We start from the raw sequence: 12,069 nt of genomic DNA on the forward strand, positions 1-12,069 counted from the left end.
GTGTCCCGCGTCTTCGCGCTGAGTCCGGACCAGGCCGACAACGACTCGATGCTGGCCGCGCTGTCCGAAGGAGGCGCGGTTCAGCAGGTCGTGCTGTCGACCGGGCTCCGAGTCTGGGTCGTGGCCCGCTACGCCGAGGCGAAAGCGGTCCTGTTGGACAGCCGGCTGAAGAAGGATCCTGCGACGCTGTCCGATCCCGCGCTGCTGTTCGACGGGGGCCGGCACCCCGAGGACAGCTACGCGGTGCTGGGCCGGCACGTGCTGAACACCGACGGAGCCGACCACCGCCGTCTGCGGGAGCTGCTCACGAAGTGCCTGGCCCCGAAGGCCGTCGATCGACGCCGCGGGCGGATCGCCGAGATCGTCGAGACTTCACTCGACGTCCTGGCCGCCTCGGCGGAGCCCGACCTGGTGACCGAGTTCGCCGCTCCGGTGCTGACCTCGGTGATGAGCGAGGTCATCGGAATCGAGCAGACCCTGCTCGACCGGTTGCTCACCGCCGTCCGAGTGGTGGTCGCGGGCCCGGATCCGCGGAGCGCGGAGGCTCGGGAAGCCGCGGACGAGCAGCATCGGCTCATCCTGGAGGCGATCGACGACCACGACCGGTTCCCCGGCACCGACACGTTGCTGAAGCTGGCTTTCCGCGATCACCACCCCCGCGGCAAGCTCAGCTTGGCCGAGGTGATGTCGATGGTCGCCTTGACCGTGTTCGCCGGAACCACGACCTCGACGACACTGCTGGCTCACGCCGCCGCTCTCGCGTCCACCAGGGAAGACCTGCTCGACGCGATCATGGCCGGTCCGGCGTCGTGCTCGGCGGTGCTCTCGGAGGTCCTGCGCCGGTACCCGCCGACGCCGTGCGCGACCTGGCGGTTCGCCGCGGAGGACGTGGAGGTGGGTGGGGTCACGATCCCGCGCGACGCCACCGTTCTCGTGCTCGTCGCCGCCGCCAACCGTGATCCCCTGGCCTACGAGGACGCGGACCGGCTCGTCGTGCCCCGCCCCGGCAGCCCCGCGCACATCGCCTTCGGGCACGGCCCGCACTTCTGCGCGGGTGCCCCGTTGGCGCTGACCACGGCGACCATGGCGCTCCCCGCGTTGTTCGCGCGGTTTCCGCGGCTGTCCCTCGCCGTCCCGGTCGAGAGGCTGCGCTGGACGACGAACCTGGGGGACCGCAGCCTGTTCTCCGTGCCGATCCGCCTTCGACCCGATGAGCGGCCGGCATGAAGGTCGAGCGCACCGTCCGGATCACCGCCGCGACGACGTGGTTGCCCGACGAGCGGTACCCGGCGGCGAACGCCGTCGCATCCGGGGCGACGACCGCGGAGCAGGCCGCCGGGGCCGCCTGCTCGGAGGTGCCGGTCGGCGCCGCGGTGCCCGCCTGGTGGATGGGGTGCGAGGCAGCCCGGCAGTGCCTCGGCGAACGAGGAACGGATCCCGCGGAGATCGACTTCATCGCCTACGCCGGCATGACCCCGGGAGTGGAAGAGGATCCCTGGTCGCCCGCGCACCGGCTCGCCAGGGTGCTCGGCGCGTCCCGGGCGGTCGCGATCGGGCTGGCGCAGATGTCGAACGGCGGAGCCGCGGGGATCGGCTGGGCCGCCACCTTGATGCAGGCGGACGAGAACGTCCGGCACGCGTTGTGCACCACCGCGGGCAACTTCAGCGCGCTCCCGTACGACCGGTGGCGAACGGCTCCCGCCACCGTCTTCGGGGACGGCGCGACCGCCGTTCTCCTGGGACGCGACGAAGGCCCGCTGGTCATCCGTTCGATCGGCTCGGCGGGTCGCCCGCTGCTCGAGGAGACCTTCCCGGCCTTCCACCCGTTCCGCCCGTTGCCCGAGCCGGTCTCCGGCACCGGGGCGGACGCGCTCGGGTTCGCGTCGAACCTGAAGGGCTCCCGCGAGGTGATCCGGGAGGCCGTCGACGTCGCACTGGCCGACGCCGGTCTGGGGGACGAGGACACGGCCCGCGACCGCATCGCACTCGTCTCGTCGAACCGGCTGGGTGCGCAGGTGACGGACCAGGTCGTGCGGCGTGCCCTGCCGCGGGCGCTGCGCGATCGCTACCGCGCGTTCGGGGCGCGGACCGGGCACCTCGGGGCAGGGGACCTGCCGGCGAACCTGGCCGACATCGTGGCGGGTGACATGTTGGGAGCCGGTCGTTGTGCGCTCCTGATCGGGACGGGCGCGGGGTTGACCGCCTGCGCGATCGTCGTCGAACGCGACCAGCCGGGCCCAGGAGGAGTTGCCGCCGCACCGGCCGTGCCGTGAGCCCGAGCGGAAGTCCACTTCGGACTGTTCGGCGGGTGTTCGGACGTGCCGAACTGGAAAGTCGGTACAGCGTGCGCATTCAGCGCGACGAACGCGTGCTTGACACCGCGCTGTCCGCCTCCGACACCACCATCGCACTCCACAACGTCCTCGACACGCAACTACGGAAGCAATCCCAGGAACACCCGCCCATCAATTTCGCACGGAGGTGCGCACGCCATGGAAGCCCGCCTGAGCTACGCCAAGATCGTGGTCAGCGATCTGGAACGGTCCATCGCCTTCTACACGAAAGCGATCGGGTTGTCGGTGCTGCAACGGGTCGAGTTCACCGCACCGGACATCACCGAGGTGGTGCTCGCCGACGCGAGCGGTCAGGGCAGGGTGGTGCTGATGTGCGGCGACAGCATGCCGGTCCAGTCCGGCGCGCCCGCGTGGACGCCGTTCGTCCTCACCGTCGACGACGCCGCGGCAGCCGCCGCCGAGATCGCGGACGCGGGCTACGCCCTCGCGTGCGACCCGCCGCTGAAGGTCGGCGGCATCACCATCACGCTGGTCCCGGACCCCGACGGCTACCTCGTCGAGGTCATCTCGTTCCCGCCGGACCAGTCGGGCCGGCCGCCGGTGCCCGAGGGCAAGGTCCCGCACCCGCTCCCGCAGTTCCACGACCGCGTCCTGAACTGAGGCCGCTCCGGAGGTGGTCGTCCCGCCCGCTGGCGACCTATCGCCCCGCCCCGCCTCGGCGGGCGGGGCCGACCACCTCCTCGGGGCGCTCAGCCCCCGAGCCGACCTCGTCTCCGGCGGTGGCATCGACGTCCTGCTCTCCGCCCGCCGCGTCGGCCCCTCCGGCAAGGCTCACGGCCTCGGCATGACCGACGAGATGCTCTCGCAGGCGATCTCCAACGCAGCCAGGGCCGGCGCCACCAACGTCGAGTTCCTCGAGGGCAACATCGAGTCGATCCCGTTGCCCGGCAACACCATCGACGTCGTCGTTTCCAACTGCGTCATCACCCTGTCCGTCGACAAGCCCGCCGTGTTCGCCGACACGTTCTGCGTCCTGCGTCTGACCGACGCGGTGTCGAGCGGCCGGTGTCCGAGCCCCGCCGTCTTCGCCGTGCTCATCGGCGCCAGGCTCGTGTAGGACTCGTTCTACCGGAAGGTGGTCTGGGAGAAGGCCAGCGCTTCCAGCCTGTCGTGAAGTCGCGGCACGAAGTCTTCGAACTCGGGCTTCATCAGCACGCTCCGGATGATCCGCGCCTCGGGGGCGTCGGCGGTGACACCGGGATGCCGGCTGACGAGTGCGTCGGACCGCACCTTCAACGTGCTCAGGAACACGGGATCCGCATCTCTCGCACCGCTTTCCAGCATCCGGGCCGAAGTCTCGTCCACGAGCCGCATGCTCGCGGGCCGGACGGCCGGAAAGTAGGTGACGATGTCCAGCTCGGGCTCCTGGTACAGCTCGAGCGCTTCGGAGGACCGAATCCTGGTGGCCCAGTCCAGGGCGGCTCGCCTGCCCGCGCCGAGCACCTGGCCCAGCCCCGAGGGAGTCGGTGGCAGGACCTGGAAGGTGAGCCAAAGAGCTGCGGCGGCCGCGCCGGACCGCGAGCACTCCAGGCTCGTCTCACCGGGGTTGAACTCGGCGGGCGCGCAGTAGGTGTACGGGGAGTCGTGGTCGTAGAACCGGTCGACGGCCGGGTCGTTGAAGAGCACCGCGCCGCACCCGTAGGGCTGCAACCCGTGCTTGTGGGGATCGACCACCACGGAATCACATCGGGAAATCGCCTGCCACGGTTCTGGTGGTAGCGCCTCTGCCGTACCCGATCCCTGCAGGAGGGTGAAGAAACCACCGTAGGCGGCGTCGACGTGTATGCGGATGTCGTAGCGTTCCCTCAGCGCGAGGACGTCGTGGATCGGATCGACCGCACCCAGTCCCGTCGTGCCGGCTGTCAGGACGACCGTACCGATCTGTCGTGTCCGCAACAGCTCCTCGAGGGCCTCGACGTCCATCCGGCCGTGTCGATCTGCCCGCACCTCGTGACCTTCCACGCCCAGCACGCGACACATGCGGCTGTGGGTGAAATGGGCTTCCTCGCTGAAGGCGACACCTTGGCCGGGGCGGAGTTCACGTGCCACGTAAAGAGCTTCGAGGTTCGCGATCGTGCCGCTCGTCGTCAAGTGGCCGAGCGAGGTGTCGAACCCGAACATCGCGGACAGCTGGGCGACGACCTCCCTCTCCATCTCGACGGTCGCCGGGCCGCCGTCGAACGCGTGGTTGTTCGGGTTGACCAGCATGGTCGCCAGGTAGCCGATCGTGGCGGCGAAGTGCGGCGGACGAACCATGTGCCCGGCGTACGAGGGGTGGAAGAAGGGGTAGTTCTTCTCCAGCCTCTTCGTGAAGTCGTGGAAGACGGCCGCGAACGCCTCGTCCCCGACCTCCATCGACGGGTGAGGTGAGAACGAGGAGAACGAGTTCTGCCACTTCGTGTTCTCCTCGTGTGCTCGGATCATCCACTTCAACAGGTCCACGGCTGTTTTCGACCTCCGTCGCCAGTCCGGCTCATGAGTTGTGGTGAGAAGAAGCCTGTTCGCTGATCGGCCAGAAGAGGCGGTTCTCCATGCATCGCCGCAGATACTCGATGCCTTCGGTCCCGCCGGTCCCGCCGCTGGTCCCGATCATGGACTTCGCGATGGAGTGGTGAGTGCGCTTCCACTTCTGATGACTTCGTTCCAGGCGCTGCACCGCGTTCGTCACCATCTCGCCTTCGGCGACGCTCCACCTGTCCTGCTGACGGCCGTGCCAGGAGGACAACGTCTTGTGCCCGGACAGGGCGTGCAGCCGCACGTCGGGAACGGAGAGGAAGGCGGGGGAGTCGAGCCGAGCTCTCTTCGGCAGGGCGCAGAAGATCTCCACCAGCTTGTAGGCCTCCGACTGGATGGCGCTCGACCCGTCGGTTTGCATGCGAAAGGACCGGAAGTGCGCAGGAGGCATGGTGGCGAGCAGGCTGAACAGCCCTGACGCCTGGTCCAGGGTCGTCGCGGCCGAGTCGACGTGGCGGGCGACTTCTCGGACGCGGTCCGATCCCGCGGCCAGGAGTGCTTGCCCCAGCATCGTCGCCATGGTCGTGAAGACCGTCTCGTAGCACTGCAGAACTCGGATGAAGAGGTACTCGTCGTGCTGGCTCGAGACGGGAAGAACGCTGAAGCGCAGAATCTTCTCGACCAGCTCTCCCGCAGGGGAGGTACTCCTGCCCGCTGAGCCGGCGCCTCCCCGCAGAAGATCTATCTTGCGAATTCGCCTGAGTGCGACGTGGCGGTCCGGCCGACCGTTCGGCAGGAACTCGCTGTCGTGGTCGTCCAACGTCATCTGCTCGAACTCGGCCAGGTCGAGCAGGAGGTGTGACACCAGCTCCCATCCACTCCGGACGTCTCCCGACGGGGGGAGCAGAGGACTGAGGACGTCGAGTGCCAGGTAGCTCCGGTAGGAGTAGCGGTTCTCCGCCTTGTCCAGGACGCAGTCGTAGAACGCCGCGGTCGTCGGCTCGATCGCGGTGCCGCTGCGGCTCGCCCTGACCTGGTCCAGGACCTGCTCCGCGAGCCGGTCCTTGCCGTGTCGCAGTATCTGCGAGCGGATCGAGTTCGCCAGACCCGGTGTCGATCCGCCTTGCCGGGCGCCGGCGGTGGAGGCCGCCGCGTGCTTGCTCACCGCACTGGTCGCGGTCATGAGAATTCCTGCCTCACCTTTGAGTCGAGTCAGGTCGGAATGTGGTGACAGGTGATGTGGCGCGAGGTTCCGCTGTCGTCGGTGCCGCTGGCCGCCGTGACTCAGATGTCACGTTGGAGGGCGTCGGGAACCGCGGCGCCCATCCGCGCCAGCGCATGAGCCTGGTACGGGCCGGAGTAGACGTTGATGGCGTGGTTCAGCCCGGCGTGCGCGTCGCGCCAGAAACGCTGCATCGGCCGATCCGATCGCAGGGCGTTGCCGCCCGAGTGGCTGTAGAGGCGGTCGAGTGCCTCCACAGCGCGCCGGCTGCCGCGGACCTGGTCGCAACGCGCGGCCGCGCGGATCTCGAACGGAACCTCTCTCCCGGAGTCGACGATGTCCCACATCCGGCTCAGGTTGGCCATCATCTGAGCCCGTGCCGACTCGACCTCGGAGTAGCACTCGCTCAGTTGCGCCAGGAGGAACTTGTCCTCACGAACCAGCCTGCCCGTCTCGTCGACCCGATCGCGCTGGTAGTCGAAGGACGCCGCGAGCGCCCCACGGCACATGCCGATGACGGCCGCGGTGATCGCATTGGGGAAGATGGCGGACCAGGGCATGCGGAAGAGGGTTTCGCTCCTGCCTGCTTCTCGTGCCGCGAGGCCGCTCACGACCTTCTGCTCCGCTATCACGCGCTCGGCGGGGATGAACGCGTTGCTGACCGTGACGTCCTTGCTGCCGCTGCCGCGCAATCCGACCGCGTTCCACGACCCGTCGACGATCGTGTAATCGCCGCGTGGCAGCAGCATGTGCAAAGTGCCCTCGGAGCCGGCGCGATCGCCGTCCGCGTCAACCACGGTCGCACCCAGCCAGGCCCATTCGCAGTGGTCCGTGCCGGACGAGAACTGCCACCTGCCGCTCAGGAGGTAGCCCCCCTCGACCGTGCGCGCCTTGCCGAAAGGCGAGAACGGCGATGCGATCCAGGTGTCCGGATCGGTCGCCCACACGTCGTTCTGAACAGGTTCCGGCATCAGGGCCATCTGCCAGGGGTGTGACCCGAGGACGCCTGCGACCCAGCCCGCGGCGCCGCAGGACTCGGCGGTCAGGATCACCGCGTCGAAGAAGTCGCGCGGATCGGCCTCGAGGCCGCCGTGCCTCGCCGGTTGCAGCATTCTCACCAGGCCGGTCTTCTTCAGGATGTCCGCGGTGTGCCCGGGAAGCGTCCCCAGCTCCTCCGCTTCGGCGGCTTGGGCTTCCAACTGCACGCGTGAGCCCTCGAGCCTTTCGAGCACGTCGTTCACCATGTCAGATAGTCCTTTCCCTGCTGCTACAGGCGATTCGGCGTCGAGGTCGCCGAATCGGGAAGTGTGTTCTCGTCCGTCACGAGGTTTTGAGCTCTTCCGCCGCGACTCTCGGCTTCATCCGGGAACGCAGGAGGTGGGCCGTCGCGGCGGCGAACAACGCACACAGGACGGGCAGGAGGAAGGTCGCGCGGGAACCCATCTCGTCCGCGATCCTGCCGACCGCGGCTGTGCCCGAACCGAAGCCGAGCGAGAGGCTCGACCACACCCAGTTCATCCCCTCGGTCTGGATCGCCACCGGAACGAGCTCGTCGAGCAGGTGGAAGGCGTTGATCACGGTCGGTGCCATGCTGAGACCGTTGACCGCGGAGCAGGCCATGAGGGCGACGAAGCTGTCCGCGGTGAGGTAGAGGACGGGGAGCAGGCCGAACGCCGAGGCGCTCAAGGCAAGTCGAAGCGGCGCCGGCCTGGTTCGTGTCCGTGCGCCGTAGAGGACGGCCGAGACGCCACTGCCCACCGCGAAGCAGGCCAGGACGAGACCGGCACCACCGGGATTGCCCAGTTCGCCTGTGCGTGCCACGAGCAGCACTTCCGCGGAGCCACAGGTCGCTCCGACCGCGAGCAGCAGCACGAGCAGCAACGGCATGCCCGGATACCGCGCGGCGAGGCGTCGGTGCACACGGGCGGCGGGAGGTCGCCGGGGCGGCTCGGTGCGGCGCTGGAACAGCAGCCAGGTCCCACCGCAGGCAGTGAGCAGGAACGCCGAAGCGACGGCGAGGTAAGGAGAAACCTCGATCGCGAGTGCCGCTGCCAGAAGAGGGCCGATCGCGAAGACGACCTCGTCCAGAACCGTTTCGACCGAGTAAGCGGCAGACCTCTCCGGAGTGCCGTCCGGCCACATCGCAGCCCATCGCGCACGTGTCATGGGGCCGGTGTTGACCACCGAGGCGCCGAGGAGAAGCGCCAGGACGAGGGTCGTCGCAAGAGACGAGTCGAGTGCGACTGCCCCGAGCGTCATCGCGGCGAGCACGAAATGGGCGACAACGGACAGGAGCAGGGTCTTGTACTGCCCGAAACGGTCGGCGGCCATCCCGGCGACGGGGCTGCCGAGTGCGTTGCCGATCGTCCAGCACCCGCTGACCAACGCGGCCTTCCCGTACTGGCCGGTGGGCAACGCCAGCAACAGGAGCAGGGCGAGCGGGTAGATCCCGACGAAGAGGCGTGACAACACACCTGCTGCGCAGAAGGACGCGGCCCCCCTCGTGGAGAAGGCGCTGCGGTAAACGTCGAACACAGCTGACCTCCAAGGGGCGGTTGAGGATGCCGCTGGGCAGGGGGCGGCGGCACCTGACCGCGGTGACGGTTCCCAGGATTCGGCGGACGTGGACAGCGCCCTCGACCGCGCCGAGCGGTGGACCACCGCTCTCGAAAGTGTGTGGAAATCGTGTCGCCGCAGTGCTCCGACACTGTGCAGTCCGGACGGTCTCGAGTGCGAGACCCGTTTCGCCTGGCGGAACGGTAGTGGTGAAGAGCTCGTCGGCGACCCGGCCACCGCGACCCGTCGGGAAGGCGGTACTGGCGTCGCAGGAGCGGGAACGCGGTCGGGCGAGTGCACCGCAGGAGCGTTCCGCGCAACTGTTCACCGACGCGTTGAGACCTGCAGGATGTGCTGAGAAGTTCTTCTTCCCCTGGGTGAAGCGGGGATGTCGCCGCTGACACTCGATATCGCGAGTGGATGTTGGAGAACCTCTGTCGGGCGGCCGACCACTTCGGACTGATCGTCATCAGCGAGCCGCGGCGCGGGTGGCTTGACCGTTCCGTGGGTGCTCTTGCGCATGGAGGCGAAGCCAACTACTGGCTTCGTGTGGTCTCCGAGGACAAGCGATGAACCGGTGGAGCTTTCTGGACTGGCAACCTCGATTCGAACGTGTTCACCGGTCTGAGGGTGTGCTGCACCGTTAGGTGACGTAACGGTGCAGCAGGCCCGGCAGCACCGCCGCACCGGTTGAAACCCTCCCCTCTGACAGACAAACCACGGTTCGTCATCCTCGGGCTGAGGGGAGTACCTCAGTGATCGAGTCCCGCGTCATCGGGCGGGGGCACGAGCCGGGCGGCAGACTGATCACGTGCTGCTTCCCACTCCCGCCCCTGGGCCCGAAGCCGCGGAGCTGTGGGTGCGCACGCACCTCGGCGACCTCTGCGGTGACACTCCGGAGGCCTCGCCGACGTTCCGGGGCGGTCAGCAGGCCGCCGACGCTGCGCTCGTCACCCTCGACCTCGCCGGGTACGCGGCGCGGCGCAACGAGGTGCTCCCGCGCGGCAGACGCGGTGCCAGTCGCCTCTCGCCCTACATCCGGCACGGCCTGATCGCCCTGCCGGAGGCGTGGGCCGCCGCCGCGGCCGCACCACCACGTGACCGCGCGAAGTTCCGCGACGAGCTCGCCTGGCAGGAGTACGGCCGCCACCTCTACGCCAGACTCGGCACTCGCAGTGCCGCCGCCCTGCGTGCCGCACCGGCCCGCGCGACGGTGCGGTGGACCGACCCCTGGCCCGAGCAGATGCGGTGCGTGTCCTTCTGCGTCGAGGAGTTGGAGACGGACGGGTGGCTGGTCAACCAGACCAGGATGTGGCTCGCGTCGCAGTGGACCGTGCGGGCGGGAGCGGACTGGACGGTCGGCGAGAACCGGTTCTTCGCACACCTGCTCGACGGGTCCCGCGCGGCCAATCGGGTGGGCTGGCAGTGGACTATCGGCGCGGGCACCGGCAAGCCCTACGGATTCTCGCGCTGGCAGGTGCGCAAACGGGCTCCTCAGCTGTGCCGGGAATGTCCCCTGAGTTTCGACTGCCCGATCGAGGACTGGCCCGCGTCGCCACCTCCGACCGAGCAGCCGGAGCCGGAACCCCTGCTGCGCCACGATCCCGACCCCGAGTCGACCGGTGGACCCCGCAGCCCGGCCGGGCACGGTAGGCCGGAGGCCGTGTGGCTCACTGCGGAGTCGCTGGGCGACGCCGACCCGGCGCTGGCCGCGCACCCGGACCTGCCCGCCGTGTTCGTGTTCGACGCGCCCCTGCTCGCCCGGCTCCGCCTGTCGGGCAAGCGCCTGGTGTTCCTGACCGAGACCCTCGCCGACCTCGCCACCCGTCGCGAGGTGGCGATCCACCGCGACGACGTGGTCCAGCAGCTGCGGGAACGCGACGTGGCCGTCACCTTCGCGCCGGTGCCGGGTTTCCGATCCCGCGCCGCGGCCGTCGGACCGAGCACCGTGCACCCCTGGCGCTGGCTCTTCCGCCCGCACGGGGGACCGGTCAGCTCGTACACCGCCTGGCGCAAGAAGACGGCCGCGCACCCCTGCTGACCGGCGCCCGCGCGAGCCGGGGATCGCACCGCGTGGCGGTCCCGCCGGACCCAGGGCGGCGCGGGCCGCCACGGCGCCCGCCGGACGGCCGATCCCGGTCGCCCACCTCGTCCGGTCCTGTGCGCACTCGATCCTGCTCGGCGTCGGGCCGCACCGCCGTGCCGGCCTGCTCGCCGGACGCGAGTGGTCTGGCGACCTCCTCGCCCTGCTGAACGAGATGATCGCGACTGGTGTCGAGGCGGGAGGGCTGCCGCCCGCTCACACCCGCCGTGACGTCGTCACCCTCGTGACCAGCCTGGCTGGAACCGCCACCGTGTACGAGACCGCGATCGCCGATGGCCCGCTCGTCCTCGACTACCTGCGCGAGACCGTCGCCGAGCACGCTCCGGCGAGCCTCATCCGGTTCCGGTACCGGGTCGTGCGGGCCTCATGGGACAGCGGGCGTGAGGTGAACGTTGACGGTCGAGCGCGTCGTCGTCAGCCGGGAAGCCCGCCGGGCTCGTCACCATGCTCCAGCGCACCCCGACGTACCTCATGTCGCTCGGCCGGGTGGACGAAGACGCCGTCTGGCTGCCCCTTGTTCTGCGGACGATCTTCGGGATCGGGTCACCGCGGCCTGTGGGGAGGTGACCGTGCACTCTCCCGGGTGCGCTGTGGTGCACCGTGCACCACCCACGAGTGTGCCGAAATTGTCAATTGTGGACTCAAGCGTGGTGGGAGCGGGGGCGAACCGCAGTGCGCGACCTCGTGCACGACGGCGAGACCAACTTCCACCCATCATGCGGGTTGGCGGACGCGCCCATAGCGTTGAAGTCGGTCAAGTGCTTAGGGCGAAAGGTGTTCTCATGAGGTTCATCGCGGCGGCGGCAGCGGTCGTGCTCGGGTTCTCCCTGGTTCCCGCGCAGGCTTCGGCGGAGACGACCGGCGGAGAGGTGCGTCCGGTGCGCTCGGTCGACCTCGAGCGGTATCAGGGGCGCTGGGTGCAGGTGGCGGCGATCCCCCAGCCGTTCCAAGCCCAGTGTGCCCGCAACGACGGTGCGCGGTACACCCTCCTGCCGGACGGACAGGTCCAGGTCGTCAACTCCTGCACCCGCGCGGACGGCACGACGACGTCGCTCGAGGGCAGGGCCCGGCAGGAGAGCCCGGACTCGACGTCGAGGCTGCAGGTGTCGTTCGTCAAGATCGGCGACACGTGGAACTTCGACCGGCCGGGCGCCTACTGGGTGATCGGTCTGGACCGCGACTACCGCTGGGCGGTGGTCGGCGCACCGGACCGTCGTTCCGGGTTCGTGCTGGCGCGCACTGCCACGCCGTCCAGGAAGGACGTCGCGGGTATGGCCACCGCGTTGCTGCGCAACGGGTACGACCTCTGTGCCTTCAAGATCACGGCACAGGACGGCGGCGCGCCGGAGTCCGTCTCGCTGTGCCCCGTGAGCTGACCG

At 69.3% G+C, this 12,069-nt stretch carries 10 protein-coding genes; 6 read left to right on the plus strand and 4 right to left on the minus strand.

The genetic code is table 11. The annotated features are described in order from the left end of the window. The 4 genes from BMY74_RS39140 to BMY74_RS46870 all read left to right on the plus strand — a co-directional run bounded on the left by BMY74_RS39140 (window position 1) and on the right by BMY74_RS46870 (window position 3,411). Window positions 1-1,227 (plus strand): cytochrome P450, encoded by a 1,227-nt coding sequence (locus tag BMY74_RS39140; RefSeq protein ID WP_177230146.1) that lies wholly within the window; start codon window positions 1-3, stop codon window positions 1,225-1,227. Next, entirely contained in the window at window positions 1,224-2,273 is a 1,050-nt protein-coding gene (locus BMY74_RS39145) for a beta-ketoacyl-[acyl-carrier-protein] synthase family protein (protein WP_089925828.1), read from the plus strand. The genes BMY74_RS39140 and BMY74_RS39145 overlap by 4 nt, the downstream gene beginning before the upstream one ends. A 219-nt stretch (window positions 2,274-2,492) precedes the next feature. Beyond that, the gene (locus BMY74_RS39150) at window positions 2,493-2,954 is read left to right on the plus strand and encodes a VOC family protein (RefSeq protein WP_089925831.1); all 462 of its coding nucleotides are present in this window, start codon (window positions 2,493-2,495) and stop codon (window positions 2,952-2,954) included. 13 nt (window positions 2,955-2,967) lie between these two features. Next, a complete protein-coding gene (locus tag BMY74_RS46870) occupies window positions 2,968-3,411 on the plus strand; it encodes a methyltransferase domain-containing protein (protein ID WP_089925834.1) in 444 nt (147 codons plus the stop codon). Between the two features lie 8 nt (window positions 3,412-3,419). Here the strand turns inward: BMY74_RS46870 and BMY74_RS39160 are convergent, their stop codons facing one another. From BMY74_RS39160 to BMY74_RS39175, 4 genes are all read right to left on the minus strand, one after another. Beyond that, on the minus strand, window positions 3,420-4,796 hold the full coding sequence (locus BMY74_RS39160; RefSeq protein ID WP_245786631.1) for a pyridoxal phosphate-dependent decarboxylase family protein: 1,377 nt from the start codon (window positions 4,794-4,796) through the stop codon (window positions 3,420-3,422). A 31-nt stretch (window positions 4,797-4,827) separates the two neighbouring features. Next, window positions 4,828-5,991 (minus strand): tryptophan 2,3-dioxygenase, encoded by a 1,164-nt coding sequence (locus tag BMY74_RS39165; RefSeq protein WP_089925836.1) that lies wholly within the window; start codon window positions 5,989-5,991, stop codon window positions 4,828-4,830. Window positions 5,992-6,092: 101 nt separating this feature from the next. Beyond that, window positions 6,093-7,274: an acyl-CoA dehydrogenase family protein gene (locus BMY74_RS39170; RefSeq protein ID WP_089925839.1), complete on the minus strand. Its 1,182-nt coding sequence runs from the start codon at window positions 7,272-7,274 to the stop codon at window positions 6,093-6,095. Between the two features lie 76 nt (window positions 7,275-7,350). Further along, a complete protein-coding gene (locus BMY74_RS39175; RefSeq protein ID WP_177230147.1) occupies window positions 7,351-8,499 on the minus strand; it encodes an MFS transporter in 1,149 nt (382 codons plus the stop codon). An 898-nt stretch (window positions 8,500-9,397) separates the two neighbouring features. Between BMY74_RS39175 and BMY74_RS39180 the strand changes: the two genes are divergently transcribed. Both BMY74_RS39180 and BMY74_RS39185 read left to right on the plus strand, forming a co-directional pair. Further along, a complete protein-coding gene (locus BMY74_RS39180) occupies window positions 9,398-10,627 on the plus strand; it encodes an FAD-binding domain-containing protein (protein WP_089925845.1) in 1,230 nt (409 codons plus the stop codon). An 845-nt stretch (window positions 10,628-11,472) separates the two neighbouring features. Next, window positions 11,473-12,066, plus strand: coding sequence for a lipocalin family protein (locus BMY74_RS39185; RefSeq protein WP_177230148.1), 594 nt, complete (start codon window positions 11,473-11,475; stop codon window positions 12,064-12,066). The last annotated feature ends 3 nt before the right edge of the window (window positions 12,067-12,069 follow it).

Source organism: Lentzea albida (assembly GCF_900111005.1).
GTDB classification, from domain to species: Bacteria; Actinomycetota; Actinomycetes; order Mycobacteriales; family Pseudonocardiaceae; genus Lentzea; species Lentzea albida.